The sequence below is a fragment of the Mycolicibacterium sp. XJ1819 genome (assembly GCF_053483675.1).
This window is the reverse complement of sequence record NZ_JBEFST010000017.1, coordinates 44,788-64,044: the sequence shown is the minus strand read 5'-3', so window position 1 is coordinate 64,044 and position 19,257 is coordinate 44,788. Positions and strand designations below refer to the sequence as shown.

Here is a 19,257-nt window from a genome sequence, read left to right as displayed (position 1 = left end):
TCGTTCGGGAACCGGGTGCAGGAGGCGGGCGCCGGGGTGGTCTCGCTCGGCGGCCTCTACGCCGACCCGGTCGGGGCGATGCGCCGGGCGCTGGCGCCCCGCCCGGAAGCCACGGTGTAGACATGAGTGTGTGCGCCCAGCCACGGATCCGGCACCCAGACGTGTAGCCGTTTTGTCGGTGCACACCTCCCCGTTGGCGCAGCCGGGCACCGGCGACGCAGGCGGGATGAACGTCTACGTGCTGCAGACCGCCCTCCAGATGGCCGCTCGCGGCGTCGAAGTGGAGATCTTCACCAGGGCCACGTCCTCGACCGACGCGCCCGTCGTGCCGGTGGCGCCGGGGGTGATCGTGCGCAATGTGGTGGCCGGGCCGTTCGAGGGTCTGGACAAATACGATCTACCCACCCAGCTGTGCGCGTTCACCGCGGGTGTGCTGCGCGCGGAGGCCACCCACGAGCCCGGCTACTACGACGTCGTGCACTCGCACTACTGGCTGTCGGGGCAGGTGGGCTGGCTCGCCCGGGACCGGTGGGCCGTGCCGCTGGTGCACACCGCCCACACCTTGGCCGCGGTCAAGAACTCCGCACTGGCCGACGGCGACACGCCCGAACCGCCGCTGCGCGCGGTCGGTGAGCAACAGGTGGTCGACGAGGCCGACCGGTTGATCGTCAACACCGAAACCGAAGCGCAGCAACTCGTTTCCCTGCACAACGCCGATCCGGCCCGCATCGACGTGGTGCACCCGGGCGTCGACCTCGACACGTTCACCCCCGGTGACCGCCGCGCCGCGCGCGCCGCGCTCGGGCTGGCCGACGACGAGCGGGTGCTGGCCTTCGTCGGGCGCATCCAGCCGCTCAAGGCCCCCGATGTACTGCTGCGTGCGGCGGCCGAACTCCCCGACAAGAGCCGGCTGCGGGTGCTGGTGGCCGGCGGTCCGTCGGGCAGCGGTCTGGCCGCCCCCGACGCGCTGATCCGGTTGGCCGACGACCTCGGGATCGCCGAGCATGTGACGTTCCTGCCGCCGCAGACGCGCGAAGCGCTCGCCGACGTCTACCGGGCCGCCGATCTTGTTGCCGTGCCCAGCTATTCGGAATCGTTCGGGCTGGTCGCCATCGAGGCCCAGGCCTGCGGCACCCCGGTGGTGGCCGCGGCGGTCGGCGGGCTGCCGGTGGCCGTGCGCGACGGGGTGACCGGAACGCTGGTCGACGGCCACGACGTCGGCGACTGGGCGCGGGCCATCGACGCACTGCTGGGCCGCGACCTCCACGCGATGCGGACCGCCGCGGTCGAGCACGCCGCGTCGTTCTCGTGGCGTCGCACCGTGGACGCGCTGCTGGCCAGCTACGGCCGCGCGATCGCCGACCACCGCGCCCGGCTGGGCGGACCGGACCTGCCCGCGCGGCGCAACGGCCGGCGCTTCACCATGCGGCGCGGGGTGCGGGCGTGAACCCGCGGCAGGTCATCGAGGACGCCTGCAAAGAGAACGGGCTGGTGTGCTCCTATCACGAGGGCGCGCACGGCGGGCTGCCCGGGATCATCGTCGAACTGCCCGGTGAACGCCGGCTGACCACCAACACGATCCTGTCCATCGGTGAGCACTCGGTGCGCATCGAGGCGTTCGTCTGCCGTCAGCCCGACGAGAACCACGAGGGCGTCTACCGCTTCCTGCTCAAGCGCAACCGCAGGCTCTACGGGGTGGCCTACACGCTCGACAACGTCGGCGACATCTATCTGGTGGGCCGGATGTCGCTGGAGTCGGTCACCCCCGACGAGGTCGACCGGATCCTCGGTCAGGTGCTCGAGGCCGTCGACTCGGACTTCAACACGCTGCTGGAGTTGGGTTTTCGCTCGTCGATCCAGAAGGAGTGGGAGTGGCGGGTGTCGCGGGGTGAATCGCTGAAGAACCTGCGCGCCTTCGCGCACCTGATCGACGACGACTGACCCCTTTTTTCCGCCCAACGGACACACGGGCGGATTTGTGCGAGAACCTCACGCCATTTCGTCGATCTCGGCGCGGGCCTCAAGCCACCTCAGGCGCGCTCGGGCCGCCGACTAGTCTCTGTGTCATGGGCTCGAAAGACACTGCCACGCTCATCCTGCTCCGCCACGGCGAAAGCGACTGGAACGCGAAGAACCTGTTCACCGGCTGGGTCGACGTCGACCTCACCGAGAAGGGCCGGGCCGAAGCCGTCCGCGCCGGCGAACTGATCAAGGAACTGGACCGCCAGCCCGACGTGCTCTACACCTCGCTGCTGCGCCGTGCGATCACCACCGCGAACCTGGCCCTGGACCGCGCCGACCGGCACTGGATCCCGGTCCACCGGCACTGGCGGCTCAACGAGCGCCACTACGGCGCGCTGCAGGGCCTGGACAAGGCCGAGACCAAGGAGAAGTACGGCGAGGAGCAGTTCATGGCGTGGCGGCGCAGCTATGACACCCCGCCCCCGCCGATCGAACCCGGCAGCAGATACAGCGAGGACGGGGATCCGCGCTACGCCGACATCGAGGGCGGCCCGCCGCGCACCGAGTGCCTCAAGGACGTCGTCGAGCGGTTCGTCCCCTACTACACCCAGACCATCGAACCCGACCTGCGGGCCGGCAAGACCGTGTTGATCGCCGCGCACGGCAACTCGCTGCGCGCGCTGGTCAAGCATCTCGACGGGATGTCGGACGAGGAGGTCGTCGGGCTCAACATCCCCACCGGCATCCCGCTGCGCTACGACCTGGACGGCGACCTGAAGCCGACGGTCGTCGGCGGCACCTACCTCGATCCCGAGGCCGCGGCCGCAGGCGCCGCCGCGGTGGCCGCGCAGGGCGCGAAGTAACGCCCTGAGGCACCGCCCGGCAAACGCCGGGTGAACAGCGGCCGTCGGAACCCCGAATTTCGGGCATTCCGAGTGTGATGTGTCCCGGTTCGGCCGCACGCTGCTGGGATGCCGTTCACCGTATGCGTACGCTTTTCACGTGAGTGTCGTTTCGGCGCTGCTGCTCGCGGTGTTCATGGCACTGCTCGCGCTGGCCGCCGGGGTGGCCATCGGGGCGGGGCTGGTGCCGCGGTTCCGTGACCGTCGGCAACGGCGGGTCACCGCGCAGGCCGGCATCACCGTCTCCCAGATGCTCGAACACATCGTCGCGCAGTCGCCGACCGGGATCGTCGTGGTCGACACCTACCGCGACGTCGTCTACTGCAACCGTCGCGCCGGCGAGCTCGGGGTGGTGCGCGGCCGGTTGCTCGACGACCGCGCGTGGCTGGCCGCGCAGCGCACGCTGGCCACCGGCGATGACGTCGAGGTCGATCTCACGCCGCGCAAGCCCACCGGCCGCTCCGGGCTCTCGGTGCGAGGCCACGTGCGTCTGCTGACCGAGCTGGATCGGCGGTTCGCGGTGGTCTACGCCGACGACGAGTCCGAGCACGCCCGGATGGAGGCCACCCGCAGGGATTTCGTCGCCAACGTCAGCCACGAACTCAAGACGCCGGTGGGGGCGATGGGTGTGCTCGCCGAGGCCGTGATGGCCTCGGCCGACGATCCCGAGACCGTGCGCCGGTTCGCCGGCAAGATGCTCACCGAATCCACCCGGCTGGCCAACATGGTCGGCGAACTGATCGAGCTGTCCCGGCTGCAGGGCGGCGAGCGGCTGCCCGATCTGGAGGCTGTCGACGTCGACACCGTGGTGGCCGAGGCGCTGTCGCGCTACAAGGTGGCCGCCGACAACGCCGACATCGAGATCACCACCGACGCCCCGACCGGCTACCGCGTGCTCGGCGACCAGTCGCTGCTGGTCACCGCCATCGCCAACCTGGTGTCCAACGCCATCTCCTACTCGCCGGAGGGCACCGCGGTGTCGGTGAGCAGGCGCCGCCGCGGCGACGATATCGAGATCGCGGTGACCGACCGCGGCATCGGTATCGACCCGGCCGATCAGGCGCGGGTGTTCGAACGGTTCTTCCGCGTCGACAAGGCCCGGTCGCGGGCCACGGGTGGCACCGGACTGGGGCTGGCGATCGTCAAGCACGTCGCCGCCAACCACAACGGGTCGATCCGGTTGTGGAGCCAACCCGGCACCGGTTCGACGTTCACGCTGTCGATTCCGGCCTATCCCGATGACTGCCAAGACGACCAAGAGCGCCAACCCGATGGAGAGGACCGACACGACCGATGACCAGTGTGCTGATTGTGGAGGACGAAGAGTCCTTGGCAGATCCGCTGGCCTTCCTGCTGCGCAGGGAGGGCTTCGAGGCCACCGTGGTGACCGACGGGCCGTCGGCCCTCGCTGAGTTCGAGCGGTCCGGCGCCGACATCGTCCTGCTCGACCTGATGCTGCCCGGGATGAGCGGCACCGACGTCTGCAGGCAACTACGGGCGCGCTCCAGCGTGCCCGTGATCATGGTGACCGCCCGCGACAGCGAGATCGACAAGGTGGTCGGGCTCGAACTCGGTGCCGACGACTATGTCACCAAACCGTATTCGGCGCGCGAGTTGATCGCGCGCATCCGGGCGGTGCTGCGCCGCGGCGCCGACAACGACGACGCCGCAGTCGGCGACGGTGTGCTGGAGTCCGGTCCGGTGCGGATGGACGTCGAGCGTCACGTGGTGTCGGTCAACGGCAACCCGATCACGTTGCCGCTCAAGGAGTTCGACCTTCTCGAGTATCTGATGCGCAACAGCGGACGGGTGCTCACCCGCGGGCAGCTGATCGACCGGGTGTGGGGTGCCGACTACGTCGGCGACACCAAGACCCTCGACGTGCACGTCAAGCGGCTGCGCTCGAAGATCGAACCTGACCCGGCCAACCCGGTGCACCTGGTCACCGTCCGCGGACTGGGTTACAAACTCGAAGGCTGACCCGCGATTTCGGTGCACGCAGTCGCGCTCAGCGCGACCCGCCACGCCGAAATCGCTACTCGGCCAGGCGGGTCGCCGGGTGCACGGCGATCAGGCCCAGCCCGCCGCGGCGTCGACACATCGCCGCCAGTTCGGCATAAGCCTTCTCGCCGAGCAACTCGGTGAGTTCGGGCCCGTAGGACTCCCACACCGGCTTGGCTCCGACGTGTGCGTTCGGGTCGCCGGTGCAGTACCAGTGCAGGTCTGCGCCGCCCTCGCCCCAGCCGCGGCGGTCGTACTCGGTGATCCAGGTCTTGAGGATCTCCGAGCCGTCGGGTCGCTCCACCCACTCCTGGGTGCGCCGGATCGGCAACTGCCAGCACACGTCGGGCTTCATCGTCAGCGGTTCGACGCCCATCTTCAGCGCCTTGGAGTGCAGTGCGCACCCGATTCCGCCTTCGAAACCCGGCCGGTTCAAAAAGATGCACGCGCCCTTGAACTTTCGGGTCCGCAGATTGGGCTTGTCGTCGTACTCGTCCATCTCCAGGTAGCCCTTTTTGCCCAGCCCCTTGGCGCGATACTGCCAGTCCTCGTCGGTCAGGTGTTTGACCGCGTCGTCGAGGCGGGCGATGTCGTCGTCGTCGGACATGAACGCGCCGTGCGAGCAGCAGCCGTCGTCGGGCCGGCCTTCCACCGTGCCCTTACAGGCCGGGGTGCCGAACACGCACGTCCACCGCGACAGCAGCCACGTCATGTCGGCGGCGATCAGATGTTCCGGGTTGTCTGGGTCGTAGAACTCCACCCATTCACGGGCGAAGTCGAGTTCCACCTCGCCAGGATGCGATGCGCTCACAAGAATCAACGGTAAACCCATTAGGTTTGAGACGTGCGATTAGGCGTGCTCGACGTGGGTAGCAACACCGTCCACCTGCTGGTGGTCGATGCCCGTCGCGGCGGCCATCCGACGCCGATGAGTTCGACGAAGGCGTCGCTGCGCCTGGCCGAGGCCATCGACAGCGAGGGCAGGCTCACCCGCAAGTGCGCGGACAAGCTGATCAACACCGTCGACGAGTTCGCCAAGATCGCGTCGAGTTCGGGCTGTGCGGAGCTGATGGCGTTCGCCACGTCCGCGGTGCGCGACGCCACGAACTCCGAAGAGGTGCTCGCCAGGGTGCTGGCCGAGACCACGGTGGACCTCAAGGTGCTGCCCGGGGTCGACGAGTCGCGGCTGACGTTTCTGGCCGTGCGGCGCTGGTACGGCTGGAGCGCCGGGCGCATCGTGAACATCGACATCGGCGGCGGCTCGCTGGAGCTGTGTAACGGGGTCGACGAGGAGCCGGACGTGGCGCTGTCGCTGCAGCTGGGGGCGGGCACGCTCACCCGTGAGTGGCTGCCCGACGACCCGCCCGGCCGACGCCGGGTCGCGATGCTGCGCGACTGGCTGGCCACCGAGCTTGCCGACGCCGGTGCCGAGGTGCTCGAAGCCGGGACCCCCGACCTCGCCGTGGCCACCTCCAAGACGTTCCGTTCGCTGGCCCGGCTGACGGGCGCGGCGCCGTCCGGGGCAGGACCGCGGGTGAAGAGGACACTGACGGCCACGGGCTTGCGGCAGCTCATAGCATTCATCTCTAGGATGACCGCGGCTGACCGTGCCGAGTTGGAAGGGGTGAGTGCCGATCGGGCGCCACAGATCGTCGCCGGGGCGTTGGTAGCTGAGGCAAGCATGAAGGCTCTCGGTATCGAAACCGTGGACATCTGTCCATGGGCGTTGCGAGAAGGGCTGATTCTGCGGAAACTCGACAGCGAAGCGAACGGCAGCGGCTTCGTCGGCGGTGTCGTCGATCAAGCTCCAGTGCAGACACCCGTGCAGGGAGGCTGAGCGGCGAACCACAGGCGCGCACGGCGCCGACGTCAACGAAGTACTAGGCCAGAGGCAACACAGAAATGACAGGACCAGACGACAGCCAGAGCAACACCCGCCCGATCTCGGTCGCGGAGTTGCTGGCGAGAAACGGCACGATCGGCGCCCCGCCCGTCGGCGGCCGGCGCCGGCGGCGGCGCGGTGACGGCTCGGTGACGGTCGCCGAGCTGACCGGCGAGATCCCGATCGTGCGGGACGAGGCACCCGAGGACGAGCCCGCCCCGACCGCCGAGGCGATGGTTGCCGTCGACGACGAACCCGAGGCCGCCGTCGAAAAGGCCGAGGTTCCACAGGAGATCGCCGAGAAAACCCCCGAGGAACTCGAAGCCCCCGGGGACCGTGCCGACACCGACACCGACGCCGAAGACGAAGACGCCGAAGACACCGAGGACACCGACGGCGACTACGCCGACGCGGTGTCGGACTACGCGGAGCACGTCTCGCGCCGCGAGACCGACGAAGACCTGGACTTCTTCACCCCGCCGCGGCGCTCGGCCTTCGCGCCGCGCCGCTTCGGTGCGGACGGGGCCGGGGCCGCCGCCGAGCAGATGAGCCCGGACCCCGGCCCGGATCTCACCGAGGACGACGATGCCGCGGTCGCGCTCGTCGAACCAGACCTGGATGAGGATCTGGACGACGAGGAAACCGACCTGGATGTCGCCGGAGATACCGACCTCGATGTCGACGACCGCGACGAACTGCCGTCCTACCTGCGCTCCACCGGGGGCACGCTGTTCGGCGGCCAGACCGTCGCCGACGATCTGGCCCGTGGCGGGCCGCGCGAGACCGAACCAGACGCCGAACTCGAGGACGACCTCGACGACGCCGCCCAGCCGTCCGGGATGTCTAGGTTCACCCACGCTGCCCTGGTCGTCGGGCAGTGCGTGCTGGCCGTCGCCTTCGGCGCCGGGCTGTTCGTGGCGTTCGACCAGCTGTGGATGTGGAACAACATCGTCGCGCTGGTGTTGTCGGTGCTGGTGATCCTCGGCCTGGTGGTCGGGGTGCGGGTGGTGCGCAAGACCGAGGACATCGGCAGCACGCTGATCGCGGTGGCCGTGGGCGCGTTGGTGACCCTGGGCCCGCTGGCGCTGCTGCAGTCGGGTTAAGGGGCCGGCCGACAACACAGTGCGCCCCGCCATCAAGGTCGGCCTGTCGACGGCCTCGGTCTATCCGCTGCGGACCGAGGCCGCATTCGAGTACGCCGCGAAGCTGGGCTACGACGGCGTCGAATTGATGGTGTGGGCCGAGACCGTGTCCCAGGACATCGACGCCGTCGAGAAGCTCTCCGAGCGCTACGACATGCCGGTGCTGTCGGTGCACGCGCCATGCCTGCTGATCTCGCAGCGGGTGTGGGGCGCCAACCCGATCCCCAAACTGGAGCGCAGCGTGCGCGCCGCGGAACAGCTCGGCGCCCAGACCGTGGTGGTGCACCCGCCGTTTCGCTGGCAGCGACGCTACGCCGAAGGCTTCACCGAGCAGGTGGCCGAACTCGAGGCCAAAAGCGACGTGCTGGTCGCGGTCGAGAACATGTTCCCGTTCCGCGCCGACCGGTTCTTCGGGGCGGGCCAGACCTCGATCGAGCGGATGCGCAAGCGCGGCGGTAAACCGGGGCCGGGCATCTCGGCGTTCGCCCCGTCCTACGACCCGCTGGACGGCAACCACGCCCACTACACGCTGGACCTGTCCCACACCGCGACCGCGGGCACCGACGCCATCGAGATGGCCCGCCGGATGGGCGACGGGCTCGTGCATCTTCATCTGTGCGACGGCAGCGGCGCCTCCACCGACGAGCACCTGGTGCCCGGCCGCGGCACCCAGCCCACCGTCGAGATCTGCCAGATGCTGGCTGCCGGGGACTTTTCCGGGCATGTGATCCTTGAGGTCACCACCTCGGGCGCGCGCACGGCCGGCGAACGTGAGGCGCTGCTGGCCGAGTCGCTGCAGTTCGCCCGCGCGCATCTGCTGCGCTGATCACAAGTGAGGACACATGTCGAGCTCAACCCTGTTCACCGACGCGATGGCGCTGACCCCGGCCGGGGACGGCGTGTACGACGGTGCGCTCAACGAGCACTGGACCATCGGCCCGAAGGTGCACGGCGGGGCGATGCTGGCCTTGTGTGCGAATGCGGCCCGCACCGAATATCGCAGCGGCGCTGACGACGGCGGCGGCGACGTCGAGCCGATCGCGGTGTCGGGCAACTTCCTGTGGGCACCGGATCCCGGCCCGCTGCGGGCGGTCACCACGGTGCGCAAGCGGGGCCGTCGCGTCAGTCTGATCGACGTCGAACTCAACCAGGGCGACCGCACCGCCGTGCGGGCCGCGGTGACGCTGGGCGAGCCCGAACACCACGTCGCGCCGCTACTGTCGGTCAACCCCGTCATCCCGCTGATGCAGCCGGATCCGCCGCCGGGTCTGGAACCGATCGGGCCCGGCCACCCGATGGCCGACATCGTGCATCTGGCGCACGGCTGCGACATCCGGCCCTCCCTGACCTCCTTGGCGCCGCGGTCCGACGGTGGGCCCCCGGTGATCGAGCACTGGGTGCGGCCCAAGGGCGCGGTGCCCGACGTGCTGTTCGCGCTGTTGTGCGGAGACGTGTCCGCCCCGGTGACGTTCGGCGTGAACCGGATGGGGTGGGCACCCACCGTGCAATTGACGGCGTACCTGCGCACCCGGCCCGCCGACGGGTGGCTACGCGTGCTGTGCACGACGGTGCAGATCGGCCAGGACTGGTTCGACGAGGACCACATCGTCGTCGACAGCGAGGGCCACATCGTGGTGCAGACCCGCCAACTCGCGATGGTGCCGAGCGCGTAGCCCGGCCCGCATCTGCCATGCTTTCCGGCATGGCCAGAATCGCGATCGTCGGCGGTGGAGGTATGGGCGCGGCGCTGCTGTCGGGACTGCTGCGCGCCGGTAGGCAGGTCAAGGACCTGGTGGTGGCCGAAAAGGATGCCGCCCGCGCCAAGTTCCTGGCCGAGACGCACTCGGTGTTGGTGACGACGGTGGCCGAGGCGGTCGACACCGCCGACTATGTGATCGTCGCGGTCAAACCGTTCGACGTCGAGGGTCTGGTCGCCGAGATCGCCGATGCCGCGGCCAAAGCCGAAACCGACACGGCCGAACAGGTTTTCGTGACCATCGCGGCCGGGGTGACGACGGCCTTCTTCGAGAACAGGCTGCCCGCGGGGGCGCCGGTGATCCGGGTGATGCCCAACGCGCCGGTGACCGTCGGCGGCGGTGCCAGCGCGTTGGCGCCGGGCCGGTTCGCCACCGCCGAGCACGTCAAGGAGGTGTCGGCGATCTTCGACGCGGTCGGTGAGGTGCTCACCGTGCCGGAGTCACAGCTGGACGCCGTCACCGCCGTCTCGGGCTCGGGCCCGGCCTATTTCTTCCTGATGGTCGAGGCCCTGGTGGACGCGGGCGTCGAGGCGGGCCTGTCGCGGGAGGTGGCCATCCGGCTGGCCGCGCAGACGATGGCGGGTTCGGCGGCGATGCTGCTGCAGCAACTCGACGATGTCAGGGCCGCGGACGGCGGCCCCGACGCGTCCATGGTGGCGCCGGTCGACACCAGCCCCGCGCAGCTGCGCGCGACGGTTACCTCGCCGGGTGGCACCACCGCCGCTGGTCTGCGGGAACTGGAAAAAGGCGGTTTGCGGGCGGCGGTGGCCGCGGCGGTGCATGCCGCAAAAACACGCGCTGAGCAGCTAGGAATTACACCGGAGTAATTCGGTGAGTTCGAAATGATTTCGAAATGAATAGCCCACACCCGTCGCAGTAATCCCATCCGCCACGCTATTCTCCAGGGTGTAAGCACGGGTGGGTGCCAGCGGTGGGGAAGCCGCTGGGACAGCCCGTGCCTGACTGATTGGGTTGCGATGACGTCTATGAACGGGCCATCGGGGCGTGATTCGTCGAGCGGAAAGCGAGACAGTTCGAGTTCGGGAGCTTCCGACGGTCAACCGCCACGTGCTCAATTCCTCACTGTTGCCGAGGTGGCCAGCCTGATGCGGGTCAGCAAGATGACGGTTTACCGCTTGGTGCACAACGGAGAACTGCCCGCCGTCCGGGTCGGCCGCTCGTTTCGGGTGCACGCCAAGGCGGTGCACGACATGTTGGAGAGCTCGTACTTCGACGCGGGCTGACCGGACCCGCAGCTCCCGGCCGTCTGTCACGCCCGGGGCGACAGATTTTTCGTCCGCCCCGACCGCACAGGTAAGGTGGCCGGGTCAACAGTCGAGCGTAGGTAGCGGAGTTCATGGGTTCAGTCATCAAGAAGCGGCGTAAGCGCATGTCGAAGAAGAAGCACCGCAAGCTGCTTCGTCGCACCCGGGTCCAGCGCAGAAAGCTCGGCAAGTAGGTTCTCGGTTCGGCCGATAGGCTGGCCGGATGGCTCCTGAGGGTCGTCCCGGGGACTCCGATTCCCGCGATACCGTGCACTACCCCAAGATCGTCCTGGTCACGGGCGCATGCCGGTTTCTCGGTGGCTATCTCACCGCCCGGCTGGCGCAGAATCCGCTGATCGATCACGTCATCGCCGTCGACGCGATCGCACCGAGCAAGGATCTGCTGCGTCGGATGGGCCGCGCGGAATTCGTGCGTGCCGACATCCGGAACCCGTTCATCGCCAAGGTGATCCGCAACGGGGACGTCGACACCGTGGTGCACGCCGCCGCGGCGTCCTATGCGCCGGGCTCCGGCGGGCGGGCCACGCTGAAGGAACTGAACGTGATGGGCGCGATGCAGTTGTTCGCCGCCTGTCAGAAGGCGCCCTCGGTGCGCCGGGTGGTCCTCAAGTCGACGTCGGAGGTCTACGGCTCGGGTCCCCGCGACCCGGTGATGTTCACCGAGGACACCAGCGCGCGCCGGCCACCGGGGGAGGGGTTCGCCCGCGACAGCATCGACATCGAGGGCTACGCGCGTGGACTCGGCAGGCGCAGACCCGACATCGCGGTGACGATCCTGCGGCTGGCCAACATGATCGGGCCCGCGATGGATACGGCGCTGTCGCGGTATCTGGCCGGGCCGGTGGTGCCGACGGTCATCGGCCACGACGCGCGGCTGCAACTGCTGCACGAACAGGACGCGCTGGGTGCCCTGGAGCGCGCGACGATGGCGGGCAAGGCGGGCACGTTCAACATCGGAGCGTCGGGAATCATCATGATGAGCCAGGCGATCCGGCGAGCGGGCAGGCTGCCGCTGCCGTTGCCGCGGGCAGCGGTGTGGGCGGTCGATTCGTTATGGCGCGCAACTCGCTACACTGAAATGGATCGCGAGCAGATCGACTACATGAGCTATGGCCGTGTCATGGACACGACGCGGATGCGCACCGAACTCGGCTACAGCCCGAAGTGGACAACCGCAGAAGCCTTCGACGACTACGTGCGGGGTCGCGGATTGGCTCCGATCATCGACCCACGATGGGTACGCTCATTGGAGAGTCGCGCCGTGGCGGCGGCGCAGCGGTGGGGCCGTTAGTAGTAACTAACAATTCATGTCGGGGTGGGGAGAAGGTACAACGTGGCGGGCGAACAAAAGGCGAAAGTGATTCCGCTGCATACGAATTCGGGCCGATCGTCGGCTCAGCGACGCGCAGCGGCGGCCGCGCGCGCCAACAATTCTCGTCGACATCCCTCGATGCTCTCCGACGCCGCCGCGCACGCGTCGGCCGAACAGATCGCCGCGGTGGTCCGCGAGATCGACGAGCGCCGCAGCGCCGCCTCCGGCGCGGAACCCGTCGCGCAGACCCCGACCGAACTCGCCAAGGGGATCGCAGCGGTCGCCGAATTCGTCCGCAAGAGGATGTCCGGCGACTACACCGTCGACGAATTCGGATTCGACCCGCATCTCAACACCGCAATCTTTCTGCCGTTGCTGCGTGTGCTCTTCCGGTCGTGGTTTCGGGTCGAGGTGTCCGGTATCGAGCATCTGCCGGACGACGGTGCGGCACTGGTGGTCGCCAACCACGCCGGGGTGCTGCCGTTTGACGGGTTGATGGCCGCGGTGGCGGTGCACGACCACCACCCGGCCCAGCGCGACCTGCGACTGCTGGCGGCGGACCTGGTGTTCGACATGCCGGTGCTGGGCCAGGCCGCACGCAAGGCCGGCCACACGATGGCCTGCACCTCCGACGCGCACCGACTGCTGGCTGCGGGCGAACTGACCGCGGTCTTCCCCGAGGGCTACAAGGGGCTGGGCAAGCGTTTCAAGGACCGCTACAAGCTGCAGCGGTTCGGCCGTGGCGGATTCGTGTCGGCGGCCCTGCGGACCGGGGCGCCGATCGTGCCGTGCTCGATCGTCGGTTCCGAGGAGATCTATCCGATGATCGCCGATGTCAAGCTGCTGGCCAGGTTGCTCGGCGTGCCGTACTTCCCGATCACGCCGCTGTTCCCGCTGGCGGGCCCGGTCGGCATGGTACCGCTGCCGTCGAAGTGGTACATCCAGTTCGGTGAGCCCATCGAGACCGCGGACTACGACGAGTCCGCCGCCGACGACCCGATGGTCACGTTCGAATTGACCGACCACGTGCGCGAGAACATTCAGCAGACGCTCTATCAGCTGCTGACCAACCGGCGAAACACATTCTTCGGCTGAGGTTTGGGCTGGCGAAAAGCTAGCTGTCCTTGGCGCTTTGCTTGGCAATCATCGCCTTGATGGCCGCGTCGCGCGCCTCGGCGATCTGCGCGGTCACCTCGTCGGCTTCGGTGTCCGACGCGGCCTCACCCATCACCGTGATGACGCTGGTGATCACCGGCTTGCCCTCGGCGTCGGTGACCTCACCGCGGACCTCGGTGACCACGGCGCCGTGCGACTCGGTGACCGAGTCGAGGTAGGAGTCGAAGTAGAGCTTGTCGCCGGCCACGATCGGCCGGTGGAAGGTCAGCTTCTGGTCGCGGTGCAGCATCCGCTCCATGTTGATCGGCACATTGAACTGGTTGAAGATCTCGAGCTGCACCCGGCGCCCGGCCACCGCCAGAAACGTCAGCGAGGCCACCAGCGCGTCATGGCCGTACTCCTTGGCGGCCTGCTCGCTGTGGTGGACGGGATGCTCGTCCTTGACCGCCCGGGCGAACTCGCGGATCTTCTCCCGGTCGACCTCGAAGTAGTCGGGATAGCGGTAATGGGTCCCGATGATGTCTTCAGCGATAGCCATTTGGCGCGAAAGCCTATCAGCGCGTCAACGGCTCTCCTGGCGGCGAGACACGATCGCGGCGAGCGCGCCGCCGACCGCGCCCAGCGCCAGCGCCGAGGGCACGCCGATGCGTGCGGCCTTGCGCGCGGTGCGGAAGTCACGGATCTCCCAGCCGCGCTCGCGGGCGAGTTCGCGCAGGTCGGCGTCCGGGTTGATGGCCACGGCCGTGCCGACCAGCGACAGCATCGGCACATCGTTGAAGCTGTCGGAGTAGGCCGTGCAGCGCCGGAGGTTGAGGCCCTCGCGAATCGCCAGCGACCGCACCGCGTGCGCCTTGCCGGTGCCGTGCAGGATGTCGCCGACCAGCCGGCCGGTGAACACGCCGTCGACGGACTCCGCCACGGTGCCCAGCGCGCCGGTCAGACCCAGCTTGCGGGCGATGGTGGCGGCCAGCTCGTACGGCGTCGCGGTGACCAGCCACACCTGCTGGCCGGCGTCGAGGTGCATCTGCGCCAACGCGCGGGTGCCGGGCCAGATCTTGTCGGCGATGATCTCGTCGTAGATCTCCTCACCCAGCGCCTCCAGCTCGGCGGTCGACCGGCCCTCGATGAACGCCAGCGCCTTGCGCTTGCCCTCGGCCACGTCGTCGCTGTTCTCCCGGCCGATGACCTGAAACTTGGCCTGGGCATAGATGAACTTGGCGATATCCCCGTAGGTGAAGTACTTGCGGGCGGCCAGCCCGCGCGCGAAGTGCACCAGAGACGAGCCCTGCACCAGGGTGTTGTCGACGTCGAAGAACGCCGCCGCGGTCAGATCGGCGGGCGGGGCCGGTGGTGGCGCGGACTGCCCCTGGGCGAGGTCGGTGATGGCCGCTTCGGCGCTGGCCTGACCGGCGAGCTGGTGGTTCGCCGGAGTGGTCGGCCCCGCCAGCTGCTCTGTCTCGATGCGACCGGATTCCGACACGCCTTCAACCCTAAATCGTGTCGAGGCGATACTGGTCGAGTGCACCGCCGAGTGGAGTTGTTGACGCGAGACGGCTGCGGCATCTGCGCGCAGGCCGCGGCCCGGCTGGCCGAACTGTCCACCGAACTGGGCTTCGGGCTGACGGTCACCGATGTCGATGCCGCGGCGGCCGCGGGCGACGCCACCCTGCGTGAGGAGTACGGCGACCGGCTGCCGGTGGTGTTGCTCGACGGCGCCGAACACAGTTACTGGGAGGTCGACGAACCGCGGCTGCGGGCCGACCTGGGGCGATGACGTCTCGATGTCGGTCTCGTCGCGAATTTGGTCGGCTAACTGTTTACCGACTACCTTGGACGACGTGGTGATGCGGCCGTGAGCGTGTTGCTTTTCGGGGTTTCGCACCGCAGCGCGCCGGTGTCCGTCCTCGAGCAGTTGACCACTGACGAATCCGACCAGGCCAAGATCGTGGATCAGGTCCTGCAGTCGTCATTGGTCACCGAGGCGATGGTGCTTTCGACCTGCAACCGCGTGGAGATCTACGCCGTCGTCGACGCGTTCCACGGCGGATTGTCGGTGATCGGACAGGTGCTCTCGGAGCATTCCGGCATGTCGCTGAACGAACTGACCAAACACGCCTATGTGCGCTACGCCGAGGCGGCGGTCGAACACCTCTTCGCGGTGGCCAGCGGCCTGGACTCCGCGGTGGTCGGCGAACAGCAGGTGCTCGGGCAGGTCCGCCGCGCTTACGCCGCCGCCGAGACCAACCACTCCGTCGGCCGCACCCTGCACGAACTGTCGCAGCGCGCGCTGTCGGTGGGCAAACGCGTGCACTCCGAGACCGGGATCGACGCGGCGGGCGCCTCCGTGGTATCGGTGGCGCTGGGCATGGCCGACACCCGGCTGGGCGCGCTGGCCGGCCGCTCGGCGGTGGTCGTCGGCGCGGGCTCGATGGGTGCGTTGACCGCCAGCCACCTGGCGCGCGCGGGTATCGCGCGGGTGCACGTCGTGAACCGGAGCCTGCCGCGCGCCAAGCGGCTGGCCGACAACGTGCGTGAACTCGGCGTCGAGGCCGAGGCGTTCCCGTTCGACCATCTGCCCCCGCTGCTCACCGACGCCGACCTCGTCGTCAGCTGCACCGGGGCGGTACGGCCGGTGGTGTCGCTCGCCGACGTGCACCGCGGCCTCGCGCAGGGCCTGCAGACCAAGACGAAGCTGGTGATCTGCGACCTCGGAATGCCCCGCGACGTCGACCCGGCGGTGGCCGGCCTGCCCGGCGTGCACGTCATCGACATGGAGCGCATCCAGCGCGAGCCGACGGCCCGCGCCGCGGCCAGCGACACCGAGGCCGCCCGCGCGATCGTCGCCGCCGAGGTGGCGAAGTACCTCGCCGGCCAGCGGATGGCCGAGGTGACGCCGACCGTCACCGCGTTGCGCCAGCGCGCCGCCGACGTGGTCGAGGCCGAGTTGCTGCGGCTGGACAACCGGCTGCCGGGGCTGGACACCGGGCAGCGCGACGAGGTCGCCAAGACCGTGCGCCGGGTGGTCGACAAGCTGCTGCACGCCCCCACGGTTCGGGTCAAACAGCTCGCCAGCGCGCCGGGCGGGGACAGCTACGCCGAGGCGCTGCGGGAACTGTTCGAACTCGACCAGCAGGCCGTCGACGCCGTCGCAGGTCCCGAATTGCCCTTGTTCACAAACGATCTCGACAAAACTGAGTAACACTTGACCGTTCTTCGGATAGGCACCCGCGGCAGCCTGCTTGCCACCACCCAGGCCGGCACCATCAGAGACGCCCTGATCGCCAAGGGGCAGGACGCCGAGCTCGTCATCATCTCCACCGAGGGCGACCGCCACCTGGGCCCCATCATCGACATCGGCGTGGGGGTGTTCACCGCCGCGCTGCGTGAGGCGATCCACGACGGCCGCGTCGACGCCGCCGTGCACTCGCACAAAGATTTGCCCACCGCGGTCGACCCGCGGTTCACCGTCGCCGCGGTTCCGCCGCGCGAAGACCCGCGAGACGCCCTGGTGGCCCGCGACGGGCTGGTGCTCGGGGAGTTGCCGGCGGGCTCGCTGATCGGCACGTCGAGCCCGCGGAGGATGGCACAGCTTAGTGCACTGGGTCTCGGTTTGGAAATTCGCCCCCTACGAGGCAACCTGGATACCAGGTTGAACAGGGTTAGCAACGGTGAACTCGACGGCATCGTCGTCGCCCGCGCGGGACTGGCCCGCATCGGACGACTGGCCGATGTCACCGAGACCCTCGAGCCGGTGCAGATGTTGCCGGCAGCGGCTCAGGGCGCGCTCGCGGTGGAGTGCCGCGCGGGCGACACCGAGCTTGCCGCGCTGCTGGCCGAGCTTGACGACGCCGACACGCGGACTGCGGTCACCGCCGAACGCGCCCTGCTCGCCGCACTGGAGGCCGGCTGTTCGGCTCCGGTGGGCACGATCGCCGAGGTGGTCGAGTCCATCGATGAGGACGGCCGGGTCTTCGAAGAGGTGTCGCTGCGCGCCTGCGTGGCGGCACTGGACGGATCCGACGTGATCCGCGCGTCCGGTGTGGGGACACCCGATCGGGCACGGGAGCTCGGGCTCTCGGTGGCCGAGGAGTTGTTCGAACTCGGGGCGCGCGAGCTCATGGGCGGATCGGGCGCGTGACGCGGTCGCCGAACGCGCGCACACAGAGCACTTAGAGCGGAGTGATAGATGACAGGCCAAGGTAGCGGGCGAGGGCGCAAGCCGAAGCCGGGCCGCATCACGTTCGTCGGCTCGGGCCCGGGTGACCCGGCCCTGCTGACCACGCGGGCACGCACCGTGCTGGCCAACGCCGCCCTGGTTTTCACCGACCCCGATGTGCCCGAAGCGGTGCTGGCGCTGGTGGGCTGCGAACTGCCGCCGCCGTCGGGACCTCAGCCGGCCAAGCCGGAGAAGGCCAAGGACGCGAAGGACGCCAAGGACGCGAAGGCGGGGGACGCGCAGGCAGCGGCGGACGCCGATGCGGCCGGTGAGATCCCCGGCGGTCCGGACATCCGGCCCGCGCTCGGGGATCCGGCCGAGGTGGCCAAGACCCTGGCGGGCGAAGCGCGCACCGGCGTCGACGTGGTCCGGCTGGTGGCCGGTGACCCGCTGTCGGTGGACGCGGTGATCACCGAGGTGTTGGCGTTGACCAGGACCCACCTGAATTTCGAGATCGTGCCGGGACTGCCCGACACCACCGCGGTGCCCACCTACGCGGGCCTGCCGCTGGGGTCGGCGCACACCGTGTCCGACGTCCGCGGTGACGTCGACTGGGGCGCACTGGCGGCCGCGCCGGGCCCGCTGATCCTGCGCGCCACCGCGACGCATCTGCCCGACGCGGCGCGCACGCTCATCGAGCACGGACTGGTCGACACGACGCCTGCGGTGGTGACCGCCAACGGCACCACCTGCCAACAGCGTTCGGTGGAGACCACGCTGGCCGGCCTGCTCGACAAGGCGGTGCTGGACAAGCCCGCGGGTATGGAACCGGCCGGGCCGCTGGCCGGCCCGCTGGTGGTGACGATAGGTAAGACGGTGGCCAATCGCGCGAAACTGAACTGGTGGGAGAGCCGCGCCCTGTACGGCTGGACCGTGCTGGTGCCGCGTACCCGCGACCAGGCCGGCGAGATGAGCGATCGGCTGGTGTCGCACGGCGCATTGCCGATGGAGGTGCCGACCATCGCCGTCGAGCCGCCGCGCAGCCCCGCGCAGATGGAGCGTGCGGTCAAGGGCCTGGTCGACGGCCGCTACCAGTGGGTGGTGTTCACCTCGACCAACGCCGTGCGCGCAGTGTGGGAGAAGTTCAACGAGTTCGGTCTGGACGCCCGGGCGTTCTCCGGGGTCAAGATCGCGTGTGTGGGGGAGGCGACCGCCGACCGGGTGCGCGCGTTCGGTATCGAGCCGGAGTTGGTGCCGTCGGGTGAACAGTCCTCGCTGGGCCTGCTCGACGAGTTCCCGCCCTACGACGACGTTTTCGACCCGGTCAACCGGGTGCTGCTGCCGCGTGCCGACATCGCCACCGAGACCCTGGCCGAGGGGCTGCGGGAACGGGGTTGGGAGATCGAGGACGTGACGGCCTACCGCACGGTGCGGGCGGCCCCGCCGCCGGCGCCCACCCGCGAGATGATCAAGACCGGTGGTTTCGACGCGGTGTGCTTCACGTCGAGCTCCACGGTGCGCAACCTGGTCGGTATCGCCGGTAAGCCGCACGCGCGCACGATCGTGGCGTGCATCGGGCCCAAGACCGCGGAAACCGCAGCGGAATTCGGGCTGCGGGTCGACGTGCAGCCCGAGGTCGCCGCGGTCGGTCCGCTGGTCGATGCGCTCGCCGAGCATGCCGCCCGGCTGCGCGCGGAGGGTGCGCTGCCGCCGCCTCGTAAGAAGAGCCGCCGGCGATAGG

The 19,257-nt window shown here is 69.1% G+C and carries 20 protein-coding genes and 1 pseudogene; 18 read left to right on the top strand and 3 right to left on the bottom strand.

What is annotated here, in order from left to right; genetic code table 11:
- Nucleotides 1-59: 59 nt before the first annotated feature.
- The 5 genes and pseudogenes from mshA to regX form a co-directional block, all read left to right on the top strand.
- A pseudogene (mshA, locus tag ABQE89_RS19195) lies at nt 60-1,447 on the top strand (D-inositol-3-phosphate glycosyltransferase); the annotation flags it as partial.
- Nucleotides 1,444-1,941 (top strand): type III secretion system chaperone family protein, encoded by a 498-nt coding sequence (locus ABQE89_RS19190; protein WP_448419496.1) that lies wholly within the window; start codon nt 1,444-1,446, stop codon nt 1,939-1,941. The pseudogene mshA and the gene ABQE89_RS19190, both read left to right, overlap by 4 nt.
- 125 nt (nt 1,942-2,066) lie before the next feature.
- A complete protein-coding gene (locus ABQE89_RS19185; protein WP_448419494.1) occupies nt 2,067-2,825 on the top strand; it encodes a phosphoglyceromutase in 759 nt (252 codons plus the stop codon).
- A 139-nt stretch (nt 2,826-2,964) separates the two neighbouring features.
- Nucleotides 2,965-4,161 (top strand): ATP-binding protein, encoded by a 1,197-nt coding sequence (locus ABQE89_RS19180; RefSeq protein WP_448419492.1) that lies wholly within the window; start codon nt 2,965-2,967, stop codon nt 4,159-4,161.
- A complete protein-coding gene (gene regX, locus ABQE89_RS19175; protein ID WP_448419490.1) occupies nt 4,158-4,844 on the top strand; it encodes a two-component sensory transduction protein RegX in 687 nt (228 codons plus the stop codon). Before ABQE89_RS19180 ends, regX begins: the two co-directional genes overlap by 4 nt.
- 55 nt (nt 4,845-4,899) lie before the next feature.
- Here regX and ABQE89_RS19170 read toward each other — a convergent pair whose 3' ends face one another.
- Nucleotides 4,900-5,697, bottom strand: coding sequence for a DUF3109 family protein (locus tag ABQE89_RS19170; RefSeq protein WP_448419488.1), 798 nt, complete (start codon nt 5,695-5,697; stop codon nt 4,900-4,902).
- Nucleotides 5,698-5,709: 12 nt separating this feature from the next.
- Here ABQE89_RS19170 and ABQE89_RS19165 point away from each other — a divergent pair, with 12 nt between their 5' ends.
- From ABQE89_RS19165 to ABQE89_RS19125, 9 genes are all read left to right on the top strand, one after another.
- Nucleotides 5,710-6,702 (top strand): Ppx/GppA family phosphatase, encoded by a 993-nt coding sequence (locus tag ABQE89_RS19165; protein WP_448419487.1) that lies wholly within the window; start codon nt 5,710-5,712, stop codon nt 6,700-6,702.
- Between the two features lie 65 nt (nt 6,703-6,767).
- Entirely contained in the window at nt 6,768-7,850 is a 1,083-nt protein-coding gene (locus ABQE89_RS19160) for an Rv0497 family membrane protein (RefSeq protein ID WP_448419485.1), read from the top strand.
- A gap of 19 nt (nt 7,851-7,869) precedes the next feature.
- Nucleotides 7,870-8,715, top strand: a complete 846-nt coding sequence (locus ABQE89_RS19155) for a sugar phosphate isomerase/epimerase family protein (RefSeq protein ID WP_448419483.1) — start codon at nt 7,870-7,872, stop codon at nt 8,713-8,715.
- 16 nt (nt 8,716-8,731) lie between these two features.
- The gene (locus tag ABQE89_RS19150; protein WP_448419481.1) at nt 8,732-9,562 is read left to right on the top strand and encodes a thioesterase family protein; all 831 of its coding nucleotides are present in this window, start codon (nt 8,732-8,734) and stop codon (nt 9,560-9,562) included.
- A gap of 29 nt (nt 9,563-9,591) precedes the next feature.
- Nucleotides 9,592-10,473 carry a pyrroline-5-carboxylate reductase gene (proC, locus tag ABQE89_RS19145; protein ID WP_448419479.1) on the top strand — a complete coding sequence of 294 codons (882 nt, stop codon included), beginning with the start codon at nt 9,592-9,594 and terminating at the stop codon, nt 10,471-10,473.
- 150 nt (nt 10,474-10,623) lie between these two features.
- Nucleotides 10,624-10,890 (top strand): helix-turn-helix domain-containing protein, encoded by a 267-nt coding sequence (locus ABQE89_RS19140; RefSeq protein ID WP_448419477.1) that lies wholly within the window; start codon nt 10,624-10,626, stop codon nt 10,888-10,890.
- Nucleotides 10,891-11,003: 113 nt separating this feature from the next.
- A complete protein-coding gene (locus ABQE89_RS19135) occupies nt 11,004-11,105 on the top strand; it encodes a 30S ribosomal protein bS22 (RefSeq protein WP_003402602.1) in 102 nt (33 codons plus the stop codon).
- A 29-nt stretch (nt 11,106-11,134) separates the two neighbouring features.
- Nucleotides 11,135-12,223: an SDR family oxidoreductase gene (locus tag ABQE89_RS19130; protein ID WP_448419475.1), complete on the top strand. Its 1,089-nt coding sequence runs from the start codon at nt 11,135-11,137 to the stop codon at nt 12,221-12,223.
- Nucleotides 12,224-12,265: 42 nt separating this feature from the next.
- Nucleotides 12,266-13,339: a lysophospholipid acyltransferase family protein gene (locus ABQE89_RS19125; protein WP_448419473.1), complete on the top strand. Its 1,074-nt coding sequence runs from the start codon at nt 12,266-12,268 to the stop codon at nt 13,337-13,339.
- A 19-nt stretch (nt 13,340-13,358) separates the two neighbouring features.
- On the opposite strand, the gene ABQE89_RS19120 is transcribed toward ABQE89_RS19125, so the two are convergent.
- Complete coding sequence (locus ABQE89_RS19120) at nt 13,359-13,898, bottom strand: FAS1-like dehydratase domain-containing protein (protein ID WP_448419471.1); 540 nt, start codon at nt 13,896-13,898, stop codon at nt 13,359-13,361.
- Nucleotides 13,899-13,922: 24 nt separating this feature from the next.
- Nucleotides 13,923-14,807 (bottom strand): HAD family hydrolase, encoded by an 885-nt coding sequence (locus ABQE89_RS19115; protein WP_448419643.1) that lies wholly within the window; start codon nt 14,805-14,807, stop codon nt 13,923-13,925.
- 72 nt (nt 14,808-14,879) lie between these two features.
- On the opposite strand from ABQE89_RS19115, the gene ABQE89_RS19110 reads away from it, so the two are divergent.
- The 4 genes from ABQE89_RS19110 (at nt 14,880) to ABQE89_RS19095 (ending at nt 19,256) form a co-directional block, all read left to right on the top strand.
- Nucleotides 14,880-15,134 (top strand): glutaredoxin family protein, encoded by a 255-nt coding sequence (locus ABQE89_RS19110; protein ID WP_448419469.1) that lies wholly within the window; start codon nt 14,880-14,882, stop codon nt 15,132-15,134.
- Between the two features lie 78 nt (nt 15,135-15,212).
- Nucleotides 15,213-16,559, top strand: a complete 1,347-nt coding sequence (locus ABQE89_RS19105; protein ID WP_448419467.1) for a glutamyl-tRNA reductase — start codon at nt 15,213-15,215, stop codon at nt 16,557-16,559.
- 3 nt (nt 16,560-16,562) lie between these two features.
- On the top strand, nt 16,563-17,498 hold the full coding sequence (gene hemC, locus ABQE89_RS19100; protein ID WP_448419465.1) for a hydroxymethylbilane synthase: 936 nt from the start codon (nt 16,563-16,565) through the stop codon (nt 17,496-17,498).
- A gap of 48 nt (nt 17,499-17,546) precedes the next feature.
- Nucleotides 17,547-19,256, top strand: coding sequence for a bifunctional uroporphyrinogen-III C-methyltransferase/uroporphyrinogen-III synthase (locus tag ABQE89_RS19095; RefSeq protein WP_448419463.1), 1,710 nt, complete (start codon nt 17,547-17,549; stop codon nt 19,254-19,256).
- Nucleotide 19,257 lies beyond the last annotated feature (1 nt).

Excerpts from the sequence above, each read along its gene's own strand:
- ABQE89_RS19185 (WP_448419494.1), top strand. The coding sequence starts at position 2,067 with ATGGGCTCGAAAGACACTGCCACGCTCATCCTGCTCCGCCACGGCGAA.
- regX (WP_448419490.1), top strand. The coding sequence starts at position 4,158 with ATGACCAGTGTGCTGATTGTGGAGGACGAAGAGTCCTTGGCAGATCCG.
- ABQE89_RS19170 (WP_448419488.1), bottom strand. The coding sequence starts at position 5,697 with ATGGGTTTACCGTTGATTCTTGTGAGCGCATCGCATCCTGGCGAGGTG.
- ABQE89_RS19160 (WP_448419485.1), top strand. The coding sequence starts at position 6,768 with ATGACAGGACCAGACGACAGCCAGAGCAACACCCGCCCGATCTCGGTC.
- ABQE89_RS19150 (WP_448419481.1), top strand. The coding sequence starts at position 8,732 with ATGTCGAGCTCAACCCTGTTCACCGACGCGATGGCGCTGACCCCGGCC.
- proC (WP_448419479.1), top strand. The coding sequence starts at position 9,592 with ATGGCCAGAATCGCGATCGTCGGCGGTGGAGGTATGGGCGCGGCGCTG.
- ABQE89_RS19140 (WP_448419477.1), top strand. The coding sequence starts at position 10,624 with ATGACGTCTATGAACGGGCCATCGGGGCGTGATTCGTCGAGCGGAAAG.
- ABQE89_RS19135 (WP_003402602.1), top strand. The coding sequence starts at position 11,004 with ATGGGTTCAGTCATCAAGAAGCGGCGTAAGCGCATGTCGAAGAAGAAG.
- ABQE89_RS19130 (WP_448419475.1), top strand. The coding sequence starts at position 11,135 with ATGGCTCCTGAGGGTCGTCCCGGGGACTCCGATTCCCGCGATACCGTG.
- ABQE89_RS19120 (WP_448419471.1), bottom strand. The coding sequence starts at position 13,898 with ATGGCTATCGCTGAAGACATCATCGGGACCCATTACCGCTATCCCGAC.
- ABQE89_RS19095 (WP_448419463.1), top strand. The coding sequence starts at position 17,547 with ATGACAGGCCAAGGTAGCGGGCGAGGGCGCAAGCCGAAGCCGGGCCGC.